The organism is Planosporangium thailandense (assembly GCF_011947195.1).
Taxonomy (GTDB): domain Bacteria; phylum Actinomycetota; class Actinomycetes; order Mycobacteriales; family Micromonosporaceae; genus Planosporangium; species Planosporangium thailandense.
On the sequence record NZ_JAATVY010000001.1, the window covers coordinates 381,545 to 395,772 of the forward strand.

The following is a 14,228-nucleotide window of genomic DNA, read 5'->3' on the forward strand; positions in this document are numbered from 1 at the left end:
CCGTGACGCAGACCTCGCCAGAATCCCGATCAGGTCCAATGTGGACGCAATGGCACGACGACCCCCGGTTAGGGCGGGCGCCGGTGGGTAGGCCCGACGCCGGCAGCGTCGGGCCTACCGGCGACGGATCTCCTGACCGGGGGTGGTGCACCGGTGAACCTGCATCTTGGGCGTCGGATGGCGATGGGGGTGGCCGGCGCAGCCGTCGGCTATCTCGGCGTACGGGCCGTGCGCCTGATGGCGGCGGTGCGCGCGGGCGCGGAGATCGGCGTCCGCCGCCGCCCACCCGCTGTCACGATCCACCGGCCGCCGACCGAGGTGTACGCGTTCTGGCGCGACCTGCCCAATCTCGCCCGCACCCTCGGGCACGTGACGCGCGTCGACGAGGTCGACGACCGGCGCTCCCGGTGGGTTCTGGAGGGGATCGGTCCGGCCCGGGTCGAGTTCACCCTGGAGATCGTCCGGGACGAGCCGCCCCGGCTCATCGAGTGGCGCGCCGGCGACGAGCTGCTGGCGCATCAGGGGCGGGTGGAGTTCACGCGGGCGCCCGGGAACCGCGGCACCGAGGTCCGGTTGCACGTGGCGGGCCCGCCCGGCGGCCGGATCGAGGATCTGCTGTACGGCGAGCTGCGGCGGGTCAAGCAGACGCTGGAGGGTGGTGAGGTCCTTGCGGTCGGCCGCCGGGACCTGCCGGCGCGGGTGCCCGCGGCGACGGGAGGCCGGGCGTGAAGGCGCTGTGCTGGGAGGGGGTGGGCAGGGTCGCGGTGCGCACCGTGCCCGACCCCCGCATCGAGAACGATCGCGACGCCATCGTCCGGGTGACGGCGAGCAGTGTGTGCGGCTCCGATCTGCACCTCATCGACGGGTACGTGCCCGGGATGCGGGTGGGCGACGTGCTCGGCCACGAGTTCGTGGGGGAGGTGGTCGAGACCGGCCCGGAGGTGCGCACCCTCCAGGTCGGCGAACAGGTCGTCGTCGGGCCCACCATCGGCTGCGGCGGCTGCTGGTTCTGCGATACCGACCAGTGGGCGCTGTGCGACAACACCAACCCGGACCCGACGCTGCCGGAGCGGCTGTGGGGACAGTCACCGGCGGCCGCGCTGGGCTCGTCACAGGTGGCGGGCGGGTTGGCGGGCAGCCATGCCGAGTACGTCCGGGTGCCGTTCGCCGACTACGGGGCCTACCGGATACCGCTCGACCTCACGCCGGAGTCCGCGATCTACGCCTCCGACGCCGCGCCGACCGGCTGGATGGCGGCGGAGATGTGCGACATCCACGGCGGCGACATCGTCGCGGTGTGGGGAGCGGGCGCGGTCGGCCAGCTGGCGGCGCGGGCGGCCGCGGTGCTGGGCGCCGAACGGGTAGTCGTGATCGACCGGGTCACCGACCGCCTCGCCACCGCCCGCGACAACGTGGGAGTCGACACCCTCGACTACACCGGCGTCGACGTCCAGGAGGCGCTGCTCGAGCTGACCGCCGGTCGCGGGCCGGACGCGTGTATCGAGGCGGTCGGCATGGAGGCCGACGACGGCGTCGGCCCGGACGGACACGGCTGGGCCGGTCGCCTGCTGGGCGTGCGCCCCGAGCGGCCGACGGCGGTACGGGAAGCGATCCTGGCCTGCCGCAAGGGCGGCACGGTGGCGCTGTCCGGCGCGTTCGCCGGGCTGGCCGACGGGTTTCCGCTCGGCGCTCTCATGCACAAGGGCCTCACGCTGCGGTCCGGCCAGCAGCACGCGCAGAAGTACCTTCCGGTCGTGCTCGACCAGATGGCGCGGGGGGACATCCGGGCCGACTACCTGACCACCCACTCGATGCCGCTGTCGGAGGGGCCACGGGGCTACGACCTGTTCCGGCGCCGGGCCGACGGTTGCCTGCGCGTGATCTTCCGGCCGCAGGACTGACCGCGGCGCGACGCGCGGAGGCGGGGGGTCGCGTCCACGGGGCCGGTCAGGCGCGGGCGGTACCGGCGGCCGGGCCGGCGTCGCCGGGGTTCAGCAGCTCCGGTACCTGGCGCAGCGCCTCGGCGGCCTCGTCCTGGGTGTACTCGCCCTCGGGAAGACCGTCGATGACGGCGAGCTGGTCAGCGGGTAGGTCGGCGGTGACGGCACCTCGGTGGATCTCGTCACGGGACAGCCGCTCCTGCCCGTGGTACATGTGATCGAGGAACGCTTCCAGGTTCATGGTTGCGGGCTACCCGGGAGAAAGAACGCGAAACGATCGGCGCGGTCCATGATCGAAAAGTCGCCGGAGGGCGGTTTACCGGGCCGGGAGCCTGGGTAACGCACGCGCCGTGCCAGCCTCGACCAGCCTCGATCTCGTCCCCGACGTCCGCAAGATAGTGGTGCTGCGCGCCAACGCCCTCGGCGACTACATCTTCACCCTGCCCGCCCTGTACTCGTTGAAGGCCGCGTATCCCGACGCCGAGGTGACCCTGCTGGGTGCTCCGTGGCACACCCGGGTCCTATCCGGACGCCCGGGGCCGATCGACCACGTGGCCGTCGTTCCCGCCGTGCCGGGCGTACGCGACGGCGACAGCCCACCGGGTGAGCTCGACGCCTTCCGGCGCTGGGCGGCGGGGGAGGGGTTCGACCTCGCTCTACAGATGCACGGCGGGGGCAGGAACAGCAACCCGCTCGTCGGCCAGCTCGGCGCGCGCGTCACGGCGGGGCTGCGGGCCCCCGACGCGCCGCCGCTGGACCGCTGGATCCCGTACGTGTACTACCAGCCCGAGGTGTTCCGGATGCTCGAGGTGGTGGGCCTGGTCGGCGCCACCCCGGTGACGCACACCCCGGTCTTCGAGCTGACCGATTCCGACCGCGCGGAGTACCGCGCCGTACTGGGGGTGCCCGACCGGCCCAGGGTCGTGCTGCATCCCGGCGCGACCGATCCGCGTCGGCGGTGGCCGGCTGAGCGGTTCGCGGCCGTCGGGGACGCGCTGGCCGCAGCCGGCGCCGAGGTGCTCGTGACGGGGGTCGGCGCGGAGCGCGCGACCGTGGACGAGGTGTGCGCCCGGATGAGCCGTGACGCCCGCCCGGTCGTGGACGAGTTGACGATCCCGGGCCTCGCCGGGCTGCTGGCCGAGTCGGCGCTGCTGGTCTCCAACGACACCGGTCCGCTGCACCTGGCCGCGGCGGTCGGCACCCGTTCCGTGGGGCTGTTCTGGATCGGCAACATGATCAACGCAGCGCTGCCCGAGCGGTCCCGGCACCGCGCCCTGATCTCGTGGACGATCCACTGTCCCGAGTGCGGCGAGGACTGTACGCGCGACATCTACCCGGCGCGTGCCGGCGGCGCGGGCTGCCGGCACACCCCGTCGTTCGTCGCCGACATCCCGGCCGTCGAGGTGGAGGCCGAGGTGCTGGAGCTGTTCGCGGCCTATCGCGCGGAGTCGGCGCCGGCCCCGGCCGGTAACCGGTGAAGCGCTTCGTGCTACCACTGACTGGAAAGTTTGTTGACTATTCGGGTCCGGTGATGTGAGCATTTCCAGGAACGCGGAGCGCCGCGAGTGCTCCCACCGGATCTCGGGGGTACGCCAGCCATGCCTGGTCAGCGCAGCGACCATCTGCTCAGGCTCGCCGACGCCGTGCTGCAGCCGGGCTTCGTCGGGACCACGCCGCCCACCTGGCTGCGCCGCCGGCTGGCCGCCGGCCTGGGCGGAGTCGTCCTGTTCAGCCGCAACATCGTGGAGCCGGCCCAGGTCGCGGCGCTGACCGCTGCCCTGCGGGCGGAGAACCCGGACGTCATCGTCGCGGTCGACGAGGAGGCCGGCGACGTCACCCGCCTGGAGTCGCGTACCGGCAGCACGCGGCCCGGCAACCTGGCGCTCGGAGCCGTCGACGACGTCCGGCTGACCGAGGCGGTCGCCCGCGAGCTCGGGCAGGAGCTGGCCGCCACCGGGATCACCCTCAACTACGCCCCGGACGCCGACGTCAACTCCAACGCCGACAACCCGGTGATCGGGGCGCGCGCCTTCGGCTCGGAGCCCGACCTGGTCGCCCGGCACACCGCGGCCTGGGTGCGCGGCCTGCAGTCGGCGGGGGTCGCCGCCTGCGCCAAGCACTTTCCGGGCCACGGCAACACCACCGTCGACTCCCATTACGCCGCGCCGGTGATCGGCGCGACCCGCGACGAGCTGTTCTCCTGTGAGCTGGTGCCCTTCCGGGCCGCCGTCGCCGCCGGTGTCCAGGCGATCATGAGCGCTCACCTGCTGGTCCCCGCGATCGACCCCGACGCGCCGGCGACGCTGAGCCGCCGGCTGCTGACCGACCTGCTCCGCGGCGAGCTGGGCTTCGAGGGCCTGATCGTCACCGACGGCATCGAGATGGGTGCCGTCCGGCTGGCGTACGGGCTGACCGGGGCCACCGTACGCGCGCTGGCCGCCGGCGCGGACGCGATCTGCGTGGGTGGCGAGATGGCCGACGAGGAGACCGCCATCGCGCTGCGCGACGCGATCGTCGACGCCGTGACCTCCGGCGCGCTGCCCGAGCAGCGCCTGGTCGACGCGGCCGACCGGGTGCGCCGGGTCGCCGGCTGGATCCGGGCCGGGCAGGTTCGGCCGGACAGCAACGGCAACGGCACTGCCACCGGCAACGGCAACGGCACTGGCACTGACAACGGAAACGGCAACGGGCGCGGCGTGTCCGTCGGGCTCGCGGCCGCCCGCCGGGCGGTGCGGGTCACCGTCGACGGCGCCGACCACCGGCTGCCCTTGGCCGGACCGCCGCACGTGGTGGAGTTCGCCCCCGTCGGCAACCTGGCGATCGGTCCGGACACGCCCTGGGGCGTGGCCGAACCGCTCGGCAGCCTGTTACCGGGCACGACCGTGGTCCGGGTCACGGCCGGCGACCTCGCCGACCCGGGAAGCCTGCGCCGGGTGGCCCTCGATCCGGCTGTTGGCCGGCCACTGGTCCTCGTCGTGCGCGACGCCCACCGCCACGACTGGATGGCGCGGGCGCTGCGGACCCTGCTCGCCGCCCGGCCCGACGCGGTCGTGGTGGAGATGGGCGTGCCGGCGGTCCGCTCCGGTCAGGTCTACCTCGCCACCTACGGCGCGAGCCGGGCCAACGGCATGGCGGCGGCCGAGGTGCTGGCCGGTCGCGGCTGACCGGTCGGGTCGGGCGCGGCTCAGCCGGCGCGCGCGGCCAGAACGGCTTCGATGAGCTGGGTACGCGCCCGCGCGACCCGGGAGCGGATCGTGCCCACCGGCACCTGCTCGATGTCGGCGGTCTCCTCGTAGGACAGGCCGATCACCTGGGTGAGCACGAACGCGCTGCGCCGGTCGTCGGGCAGCGACCGGAGCAGGTCGCCGGCGGCGAGCGCGCCGGCCTGGTCGGGGACGTGGGTCGGGTGGGGCTGGGCGGCGAGCCGGTCGTCGAGGCGTCGGAGCCGCGTCAGGGAGCGGATGTGGTCGGCGCAGGCCCGGCGCGCGATCCCCAGCAGCCAGGTACGCGCGGTGGAACGCCCTTCGAAGTCCGGAAGCGCCCGGAACGCCCGCAGATAGGTTTCCTGCGTCAGGTCGTCGGCGGCCTCCCGGTCGACCAGTGCGGCGACGAACCGCCAGATCTCCGCCTGGGTCGTGCGCACGAACGCGCCCGCGGCCGCGTCGTCGCCATCGCGAGCAGCCAGCAACGACCGGGTGGCGGGGTCGAGGTACCCGCCTGTCTCGGTGGCTTGCGTGGCGCTCACGCCGACCGACTGTACGTGGATCCACCCCTGCTCAGCAGCCCCGCGCGGGAACTTTCCGATTCGCGCAGGCGACTACCCCGTCATGGCAGCCCATTCCGCCCTCAGCTGTGACCAGGCCCGCCTGGCCCTGTCCGCACGACTCGACGGCGAACCGCTCGGCGTACCGGCCGACCACCTGGGCTCGCACCTCGATGTCTGCCGCGCCTGCGGCGAGTGGCTCAGCCGGGCGGAGCAGGTGACCCGCCTGGTGCGCGTGCAGCCGGCCCGGGTGCCGGATCTCACCGACGCGATCCTCGCCGCGATCGTGACCGATCGGGCCGAGCGGGCGGAGCAGGCCACCGCCCGGCCCGCGCCGCGCGCCGGGGCCCGGCCGCGCGCCGTGGCGGGTCCCCGGCGGCCGGCGCTGGCCCGCGTGCTCCAGGCCGGCATCGCCGCGGTTGCCGCCATGCAACTGCTGGAGGTCATGCCGATCATGCTGGGCATCGGCGCGAACGGGCACGCCAGCCACGAGGCCGGTGCCTTCGCGGCGGCGGTCGCGGCGGCCTTCCTGCTCGCCGCCTTCCAGCCGCGGCTCGCGCGGGCCTACACGCCGATCGCGGTGGTGCTCGCCATCTGCCTGACCGCCACCAGCGGCCTGGACATCGGCGAGCACCGGGTGACGGCCCTACACGAGATCGGCGGCCACTTCGGCACGGTCATCCAGGCATTCCTGATCTTCGCGCTGGGTCGGCTGTACGCCTCGCCTGCGGATTCCCGGTCCGACCGGTCGAGCGCATCCGATCCGGCCCGGCTCGTCGCATAGGACGGCGCTCACGTATTCGTGCCGGGTAGGCCCGCCGAACCTGTTGATCTTCTAGGCTCGGTACCCATGGCACGTACGGCATTCGGCCGCCCGCTGCGGAGCGTCGTCTTCGACGTCGCCATCGCGTTCGGCGTCCTCGTGTTCGCGTTCCTTACGGTCATGGCGCAGCACGGCAGCTGGGGGCTGGCCCTGATCGGCCTCGCGATGGCGGTCGCCGTGCTGTTCCGACGTACCCGACCCACCGCCGCCGGCGTCGCGGTGGCGGTGCTCGCCCTGCTCCAGACGCTGTTCGGCGCGAAGGCGCAGGCGTTCGACGTCGCCGTGCTGGTCGCCATGTACAGCGTCGTCAAGTACGCCGACCGGCTGCGCCACGGCCTCGTCGCCGCCGCCGTCATGCTGGCCGGGATCGTGCTCGACGCGCGGTTCGCGTCCGGATCCCGGTGGGCCACGGTCGTGTTCGAGACGCTGGTGAGCGGCGCGTTCTGGTTGGTCGCGCTCAACCTGCGCACCCGCCGGCTGTACGTGGTCAGCCTGGAGGAGCGGGCCGCCACCCTCGAGCGGGAGCGCGACGCCCTCGCCCGCGCGGCGGTCGCCGAGGAGCGCACCCGGATCGCCCGTGAGCTGCACGACGTCGTCGCGCACAGCCTTGCGGTGATGATCGCCCAGGCCGACGGCGCGGCGTACACCATCGACCGGGACCCGACGGCGGCCCGCGGGGCGATCGAGGTCGTCGCAGGCACCGGCCGCGAGGCCCTCCAGGAGATGCGCCGGCTCGTCGGCATCCTGCGGGAGGCCGCGCCGCCCACGGCCCCGGACGGCGTCAACGGAGCCACGATCATCGACGTCGGCCCGGGTGTCGCGGACGGCATCGGCACGGACGCCCAGCTGCGGCGCCCCGCGCTGGGTGAGCTGAACGCGCTGCTCGACCGGTCCCGGGTCGCCGGCCTGGTGGTCCGGGACGCGGTGCACGGCCGGCCGACCGAGCTGCCGGCCGGCCTGGACCTGACGGTGTACCGGATCGTGCAGGAGTCGCTGACCAACGCGCTCAAGTACGCCGGACCCGGCGCCCGGGTGGACCTCGTCCTCGACTACTCCAGGGACGGCGAGATCGGGGTGCGGATCGTCGACGACGGCGGCGACGGGGCCGCCGGCACCCCGCCGCCCTCCGGCGGGCACGGGCTGGTCGGCATGCGTGAGCGCGTGGCCGTGTACGGTGGCTGCTTCCACGCCGGCCCGCGGTTGGCCGGGGGGTGGGAGGTGGCGGTGCGGCTGCCGCTGCCGTCGAGGCGGCCGGCGCCCCAGGAGGTGACGGCATGACGATCCGCGTGGTGATCGTGGACGACCAGGCGTTGGTGCGGGCCGGGTTCAAGATGGTGCTCGGCTCGCAGGACGACATGGAGGTCGTCGGCGAGGCGATCGACGGCGCGGACGCGCTGCGCGTGCTCGCCCGTACCGAGGCCGACGTCGTCGTCATGGACATCCGGATGCCCACGATGGACGGCGTGGAGGCGACCCGGCGGCTGTGTCAGGCGGCCGGTGGCCGGTGCCCGCGGGTACTCGTGCTGACCACGTTCGACACCGAGGCCGACGCGTTCGCCGCGCTCCAGGCGGGGGCCAGCGGGTTTCTGCTCAAGAACGTGCCGCCCGAGGAGCTGCTGGCCGCCATCCGGGTGGTCGCCAGCGGCGACGCCGTGGTCGCGCCGGGCATCACCCGCCGGCTGCTCGACCGGTTCGCCGGCCAGCTGTCGGGCGGGCCCCGTACCGACCCCCGGCTCGACCAGCTCACCGAGCGGGAGCGGGACGTGCTGCTGCTTGTCGCGCAGGGACTGTCCAACGCGGAGATCGGTGCCCGGCTCCACGTCGCCGAGGCGACCGTCAAGACCCACATCGGCAAGATCCTGGGGAAGCTGGGGCTGCGTGACCGGGTACAGGCGGTGGTCCTCGCGTACGAGACGGGCCTGGTGACCCCGGGCACCGCCGACCTTCTACGACCTGGGTCGTAGGGGTAGCTCCCTAGGCGTGCGACCTGCGGGCGAGACAGGTCGAGAGCTGCGGTGGAGATCGACAGGCACGACTGCGCCGTAGCGTCGGTACCTGTCAGCAACCGCTATTGAGCAGGGAGTACCCGTGTCCGCCGTCTCGCCGCCGCACGTCCGCACCAGCACCGCCGTCGCCGCCCGCGGCCTCACCAAGGTCTACGGTCACGGGGATGCCGCCGTGACCGCGCTGGACGCGGTGGACGCCGACTTCGCCGCCGGTCGGTTCACCGCGATCATGGGCCCGTCGGGCTCCGGCAAGTCCACGTTGATGCACTGCCTGGCCGGCCTGGACCGGGCGGACGCCGGCTCGGTACACATCGGTGACGCCGACGTCACCAGGCTCGACGACAAGCGCCTGGCGCTGCTGCGCCGCGATCACGTCGGCTTCGTGTTCCAGCGGTTCAACCTGCTGCCGGCGCTGTCGGCGGCTGAGAACATCCTGCTGCCGCTGGCGATCGCCGGGCGAAAGCCGGACCCGGCGTGGTACCAGCAGATCGTCACGGCCGTCGGCCTGCGCGACCGGCTGTCCCACAAGCCGAGCCAGCTCTCCGGCGGCCAGCAGCAGCGGGTGGCGCTCGCGCGGGCGCTGGTGACCCGGCCGTGGGTGGTGTTCGCCGACGAGCCGACCGGCAACCTCGACTCGCGCTCCAGCACGGAGGTGCTGCGGCTGTTGCGCGACGCGGTCGACGGCCTCGGCCAAACGGTGATCATGGTGACGCACGATCCGGTGGCCGCGGCCCGGGCCGACCGGGTGGTGTTCCTCGCCGACGGCCGGGTGGTCCGCGACCTCTTCGAGCCGACCGCCGAGACGGTGCTCGACGTCATGGCCGGCCTCGACGTTCCCGCTGCCGCGGTCTCGGGTCGGTGACTTCGGATGCTGAAGCTGACGCTCGCGTCGCTGCGGGCGCACGCGCTGCGCCTGGTGCTGTCGTCGCTGGCCATCGTGCTCGGCGTCGCGTTCATCGCCGGCACCCTCATGGTGACCGACGGCATGCGGGCCGCCTCGTACGCCAAGGCCGGCACGTTCGACCGCCACACCGACGCCGCCGTCTACCCCGCCGGCCAATCGGTCATGGACGAGGCGACGCTCTCCCGCGTACGCGCCACCAATGGGGTACGGGCCGCCGAGGGTGAGGTCAGCGGCTCCGGTGGCGTACTCGGCAGCAACGGCCGGCCGGTTCTCGGCTACGCCGTGGTCGAGAGCATCCCGGTCGACCCGGCCCTCCAGTCGTACCGGGTGGCCCGGGGCCGGCTGCCGATGCGGGCCGGCGAGGCGGTGCTCGACACCCGTACCGTCGACAAGCAGCATTTCACGCTCGGATCGGCCGTCCGGATCGGCGGCGGTGACCGCCCGGCCGCCGGGTACACGCTGGTCGGCGTGGTCGACGTGGCAGGGACGTCAAAGGACGTCGGTGGCCCGTTCATCGGCCTCGTCGCCGCCGACGCGCTCGGCGTGACCGGTGCGAAGGGGTACGACCGGATCGTCGTCGCCGGCAGCCCCGGCGTCTCCCGGGACGCCCTCGCGAAGCGGGTCGCGGTGGCGGTCGGAGCGGGCCTGACCGTCAAGACCCACCAGCAGGTGCTCGACGCCAACCTCAAGGACGCGGTACGCAACGTCGCACAGTTCAACACGGTGCTGCTCATGTTCGCCGCGATCTCGGTCCTCGTCGCCGCGTTCGTCATCGCGAACACCTTCACCATCGTGCTGGCCCAGCGGGCCCGCGAGACCGCGCTGCTGCGTCTGGTCGGCGCGACGCGCGGGCAGGCGTTCCGGTCGGTGCTGCTGGAGTCGGTCGCGGTGGGGCTGTTCGCCTCGCTCGCCGGCGTGGCGGTGGGCGCGGCCACCGCGATGGGCATGCAGGCGCTGCTGCGCACGATGGGGCAGCCGATGGAGGGCGGGCCCGTGCTCACCCTTTCCACCGTGGTGCTGTCGGTCGGAATCGGCACGGTCGTCACGGTCGGCGCCGCGGTCGTTCCCGCCTGGCGCGGCACCCGCGTGCCGCCCGTTGCCGCGCTGTCCGACGCGGCCGTGGAGATGGCCCGGCCTCCTGCTCGGGTGCGACTGGGCGCCGGCGCGGTGAGCCTGGCGGCGGGTGCGGCGGCGATCGGGTACGCCGGCAAGGCCACCAGCATCGCGGTCGTCGGCGCGGGTGCGGTGTTCACGTTCACCGGCGTCGTGCTGTTCGGACCGGTGCTGGTCCCGGCGCTGGTACGGGTGCTCGGCTGGCCGCTGCGGCGGGTACTCGGCGCGACGGCGGCCATCGCCGTCTCCAACGCCGTGCGCAACCCGCGGCGGATCGCGGCCACCGCCACCGCGCTGGTCATCGGGATCGGTCTGGTGTCGTCGTTCGTGGTCAGCGCGCAGAGCGCGAAGGCCGGCATCGAGCGCAGCGTCGACCGGAAGGTCGGCGCGGACTACCTGGTGGTCGGGGTCGGTACGGCGTTGCCCGCGCCGCTGGTGGACGACCTGCGGCACCGCCGCGAGTTCGGCCTGGTGTACCTGCCGCGGCAGACGGTCACCGACGGTGTCGAGGTCACCTCGGCGCACCCGGCGCTGGTCGGCGGCGACCTCAAGCGGGTGGTCGAGGGTGACGTGCGCGCGCTGGGCGCCGGCACGGCGCTGGTGTACGGGCCGCTGGCGCGCGCCAGGGGGCTGCACGTCGGCTCGACGGCGACGGTGGCCGGCCGGGCGTTCCGCGTCGTCGCCGTCGTGGAGGGCACGACCGGGCCGACCGACCCGATCGAGAACGTGCCGCCCGGGTACCGGATCGCGCTGTCGGACGCCGATTTCTCGGCGGCGTTCCCGGACGTGCCGGCCGTGACCGCGGCGGTGAACCCGGCGGCCGGGGTGTCCCGGCAGCGGGCCCAGGACGCCCTCGACTCGATCGTCGCGAAGTACCCGACCGCGAACGTGATGGACCGCGCCGCCTACAAGAAGATGCTGACCGGAACGGTGGACATGCTGCTCGCCTTCGTCACGGCGCTGCTGGGCCTCGCGGTGGTCATCGCCCTGGTCGGGGTGGCCAACACCCTGACGCTGTCGGTGGTGGAGCGCACCCGGGAGAACGGGGTGCTGCGGGCGGTCGGTATGACCGCCGGGCGGATGCGCGCGATGCTCGCCGTCGAGGCGGTGTTGATGGCGCTGGTCGGCGCGGTGCTCGGGGTCGGCCTCGGTACCGCGGTGAGCGCCGCGGCGATGAACTTCCTCAACGGCATGGGCGGCGAGTTCACCGTCGCCGTGCCCTGGGGGCGGCTGGGCCTCATCCTCGGTGTCGCGGCCGTGGCGGCGCTCGCCGCGTCGGTGCTGCCGGCCAGGCGCGCGGTACGACGCCCGGTGGTCGAGGCGCTCGGCGTCGAGTAGTGGCGGCGGAGTCCGCCCGGGCAGTGCCGGAGTCCGCCCGGCGGTACCGGGCGGACTCCGCCGCGTTACCCGGATCACGGGGAAGGGGGACTTTGACTTCGCCGCAGAGTCGGCTAACCTGACGACAACGCATCCACCGAACGGTGGATACGGGCCGAGATGTTCGGTGTACGTCGTCAAGAAGCGGCGGTCGTCACCAGCGAAACCATCTTGCGCCCGGCACTCAAGCAACGGGTGTCGAGCGACGTTAGCTCCCTGGTCGGGTGCTGCCCGCACGTGTCTTCGTGCGCAGCGCCGGCCGCGACCTGACATGAGAAGGATGACGCTGATGACTACCTCCCTGGACCACAGCACCCGTCTTGACGACGATCTCGCCACCGCCGAGGTCGACACCCCGGTGACCGTCACCACCGAGTCCGAGCCCGCCGCCACGCCGACCCGGGCGGCCAAGCAAGCCGACGTCGCCGCCAAGGCCCTCATCGCGGCTCTCGCCGACCTTCCCGCTGACAGCCCCGACCGTCCGCGCGTCCGGCAGCGGTTGATCGAGGCGTACCTCCCGCTCGCCGAGCACCTCGCCCGCCGTTTCCGCAACCGTGGCGAGCCGCTCGACGACCTGGTGCAGGTGGCGTGCCTGGCGCTGGTGAAGTCCGTGGACGGCTACGACCACTCCCGGGGCGCCGCGTTCACCAGCTACGCGATCCCGATGATCCTCGGTGAGCTCAAGCGCCACTTCCGTGACAAGGGCTGGAATGTCCGGGTGCCGCGTCGGCTCCAGGAGCTGCGCCTCGACATCGGCAAGGCGAGCGGGGACCTGGCCCAGCGGCTGGGCCACTCGCCGACCGTCGCGGAGCTCGCCGAGCACCTCAGCGTCGGTGAGGACGACATCATCGAGGCGATGGAGTCGGGTCACGCCTACCGGGCGCTGTCCCTGCACGCGCCGGTGGCCGGCGACGAGTCCGGCACCGAGCTGGCCGACATGCTCGGCGACGTCGACCCCGACATGGAGAACGTGGAGAACCGCGAGGCGCTGCGTCCGCTGATCGCCAAGCTCCCGCAGCGCGAGCAGCGCATCATCGTGATGCGGTTCTTCGGCAACATGACGCAGTCGCAGATCGCCGCGGAGATGGGGATCTCCCAGATGCACGTGTCGCGACTGCTCGCGCACGCGATGAGCGTGCTGCGCGACGGTCTCGTCGCCGACGCCCGTCGCTTCTGACGCGTCCAACGGGTACGCCCCGCCTCTCCGGTCCGCCTGCGGTCCGGTCAGGCGGGGCGTACCCGTGTGCGCGGCGCGCCGCACGGACTTGACTGGTAGGAAATCTCCTACCTATTCTGCTGGTGTGACCAGGAACGCTGCGGCCGGCAGCGCCGCGACCGACGTGTTCGCCGCACTGGCCAACCCGACCCGCCGCGAGCTGCTACGGCTGCTGCTCGAGGAGGGGCCGCAGCCGGTGCAGCGGCTCGCGTCCCATTTCGACATGGCCCGGCCGAGCGTGTCCGAGCATCTCAAGGTGCTGCGGGACGCCGGTCTGATCAGCGAGCACAGGAGCGGGCGCGAGCGGCACTACCGGCTCGAGGCGGCGCCGCTGCGCCGGGTGCGGGACTGGCTCACACCGTACGAGCGCTTCTGGCGGGAGAAGCTCGCCAACCTGCGCGACCTGCTCGATGAGGAGGAGCCGTCGTGACCGACCGGCAGTCGATCCGGGCCGACCAGTACCTGGCCCATTCCCCGGCGCGCGTCTGGCGGGCGCTCACCGACCCGCAGCTGATGGCCAGCTGGCTCATGCCCAACGACTTCAAGCCGGACGTGGGCCACCGGTTCACGTTCCACACCACGCCGATGCCGAAGGTGGGCTTCGACGGGATCGTCCACTGTGAGGTCCTCGCCGTCGAACCGGAGCGGATGCTGCGCATCAGCTGGGTCGGCGGCAACCTCGACACGACGGTCACCTGGACGCTCGTACCCGAAGGTCGCGGCACCCGGCTGTTCGTCGAGCACGCGGGCTTCGACCTCGATGACGCGGCGCAGACGTTCGCCTTCCAGGGGATGGGCAACGGCTGGCGGACCGGGATCTTCCGTGCGCTCGACAAGATCCTGGACGAGGCCGGCGCGCATCACCCACGGTGAGGGATCAGCGCCGCCCTGCCACGGCCGCGTGGTGCTGACTCATCTGGTCGATGTACTTGACGACAAGGTGGAGCGGCGGGAACCAGCGGGATGTGATCTTGAAGATCAACCAGCCCACCAGCAGCCCGATTAGCTCGGCCAGGGCGACCGCGCCGAAGCTCCACATGTCTCACCAACTCCCTCGTCTCCCAGGCCGGATCTCGTACGCGCGGG

The 14,228-nt window shown here is 73.1% G+C and carries 15 protein-coding genes; 12 read left to right on the forward strand and 3 right to left on the reverse strand.

Annotated features, from left to right (window positions below; genetic code table 11):
• Positions 1-153 precede the first annotated feature (153 nt).
• Entirely contained in the window at positions 154-729 is a 576-nt protein-coding gene (locus tag HC031_RS01770) for an SRPBCC family protein (protein WP_167923332.1), read from the forward strand.
• Entirely contained in the window at positions 726-1,901 is a 1,176-nt protein-coding gene (locus tag HC031_RS01775) for an alcohol dehydrogenase catalytic domain-containing protein (protein ID WP_167923333.1), read from the forward strand. The genes HC031_RS01770 and HC031_RS01775 overlap by 4 nt, the downstream gene beginning before the upstream one ends.
• A 46-nt stretch (positions 1,902-1,947) precedes the next feature.
• Here HC031_RS01775 and HC031_RS01780 read toward each other — a convergent pair whose 3' ends face one another.
• A complete protein-coding gene (locus tag HC031_RS01780; RefSeq protein WP_167923334.1) occupies positions 1,948-2,181 on the reverse strand; it encodes a hypothetical protein in 234 nt (77 codons plus the stop codon).
• A gap of 109 nt (positions 2,182-2,290) precedes the next feature.
• On the opposite strand from HC031_RS01780, the gene HC031_RS01785 reads away from it, so the two are divergent.
• Positions 2,291-3,418 (forward strand): glycosyltransferase family 9 protein, encoded by a 1,128-nt coding sequence (locus HC031_RS01785; RefSeq protein ID WP_167923335.1) that lies wholly within the window; start codon positions 2,291-2,293, stop codon positions 3,416-3,418.
• Between the two features lie 120 nt (positions 3,419-3,538).
• Positions 3,539-5,104 (forward strand): glycoside hydrolase family 3 protein, encoded by a 1,566-nt coding sequence (locus HC031_RS01790; RefSeq protein WP_167923336.1) that lies wholly within the window; start codon positions 3,539-3,541, stop codon positions 5,102-5,104.
• 20 nt (positions 5,105-5,124) lie between these two features.
• On the opposite strand, the gene HC031_RS01795 is transcribed toward HC031_RS01790, so the two are convergent.
• Positions 5,125-5,685 carry a sigma-70 family RNA polymerase sigma factor gene (locus tag HC031_RS01795; protein WP_338090430.1) on the reverse strand — a complete coding sequence of 187 codons (561 nt, stop codon included), beginning with the start codon at positions 5,683-5,685 and terminating at the stop codon, positions 5,125-5,127.
• 82 nt (positions 5,686-5,767) lie between these two features.
• Between HC031_RS01795 and HC031_RS01800 the strand changes: the two genes are divergently transcribed.
• From HC031_RS01800 to HC031_RS01835, 8 genes are all read left to right on the forward strand, one after another.
• A complete protein-coding gene (locus tag HC031_RS01800; protein WP_167923337.1) occupies positions 5,768-6,487 on the forward strand; it encodes a zf-HC2 domain-containing protein in 720 nt (239 codons plus the stop codon).
• Between the two features lie 66 nt (positions 6,488-6,553).
• The gene (locus HC031_RS01805) at positions 6,554-7,804 is read left to right on the forward strand and encodes a sensor histidine kinase (RefSeq protein WP_167923338.1); all 1,251 of its coding nucleotides are present in this window, start codon (positions 6,554-6,556) and stop codon (positions 7,802-7,804) included.
• Positions 7,801-8,490 carry a response regulator gene (locus tag HC031_RS01810; RefSeq protein WP_167923339.1) on the forward strand — a complete coding sequence of 230 codons (690 nt, stop codon included), beginning with the start codon at positions 7,801-7,803 and terminating at the stop codon, positions 8,488-8,490. Before HC031_RS01805 ends, HC031_RS01810 begins: the two co-directional genes overlap by 4 nt.
• Before the next feature lie 124 nt (positions 8,491-8,614).
• A complete protein-coding gene (locus tag HC031_RS01815; protein WP_167923340.1) occupies positions 8,615-9,394 on the forward strand; it encodes an ATP-binding cassette domain-containing protein in 780 nt (259 codons plus the stop codon).
• Positions 9,395-9,400: 6 nt separating this feature from the next.
• A complete protein-coding gene (locus tag HC031_RS01820; protein ID WP_167923341.1) occupies positions 9,401-11,887 on the forward strand; it encodes an ABC transporter permease in 2,487 nt (828 codons plus the stop codon).
• Positions 11,888-12,284: 397 nt separating this feature from the next.
• Positions 12,285-13,103, forward strand: a complete 819-nt coding sequence (locus HC031_RS01825) for an RNA polymerase sigma factor SigF (RefSeq protein WP_420813588.1) — start codon at positions 12,285-12,287, stop codon at positions 13,101-13,103.
• Positions 13,104-13,227: 124 nt separating this feature from the next.
• Positions 13,228-13,572, forward strand: a complete 345-nt coding sequence (locus HC031_RS01830; RefSeq protein WP_167923343.1) for a metalloregulator ArsR/SmtB family transcription factor — start codon at positions 13,228-13,230, stop codon at positions 13,570-13,572.
• A complete protein-coding gene (locus tag HC031_RS01835; RefSeq protein WP_167923344.1) occupies positions 13,569-14,015 on the forward strand; it encodes an SRPBCC domain-containing protein in 447 nt (148 codons plus the stop codon). The genes HC031_RS01830 and HC031_RS01835 overlap by 4 nt, the downstream gene beginning before the upstream one ends.
• A 4-nt stretch (positions 14,016-14,019) precedes the next feature.
• On the opposite strand, the gene HC031_RS01840 is transcribed toward HC031_RS01835, so the two are convergent.
• Positions 14,020-14,181 (reverse strand): hypothetical protein, encoded by a 162-nt coding sequence (locus tag HC031_RS01840; protein WP_167923345.1) that lies wholly within the window; start codon positions 14,179-14,181, stop codon positions 14,020-14,022.
• Positions 14,182-14,228 lie beyond the last annotated feature (47 nt).

Coding starts and splice junctions, on each gene's coding strand:
- HC031_RS01780 (WP_167923334.1), bottom strand. CDS start 2,181: ATGAACCTGGAAGCGTTCCTCGATCACATGTACCACGGGCAGGAGCGG.
- HC031_RS01790 (WP_167923336.1), top strand. CDS start 3,539: ATGCCTGGTCAGCGCAGCGACCATCTGCTCAGGCTCGCCGACGCCGTG.
- HC031_RS01800 (WP_167923337.1), top strand. CDS start 5,768: ATGGCAGCCCATTCCGCCCTCAGCTGTGACCAGGCCCGCCTGGCCCTG.
- HC031_RS01805 (WP_167923338.1), top strand. CDS start 6,554: ATGGCACGTACGGCATTCGGCCGCCCGCTGCGGAGCGTCGTCTTCGAC.
- HC031_RS01810 (WP_167923339.1), top strand. CDS start 7,801: ATGACGATCCGCGTGGTGATCGTGGACGACCAGGCGTTGGTGCGGGCC.
- HC031_RS01820 (WP_167923341.1), top strand. CDS start 9,401: ATGCTGAAGCTGACGCTCGCGTCGCTGCGGGCGCACGCGCTGCGCCTG.
- HC031_RS01840 (WP_167923345.1), bottom strand. CDS start 14,181: ATGTGGAGCTTCGGCGCGGTCGCCCTGGCCGAGCTAATCGGGCTGCTG.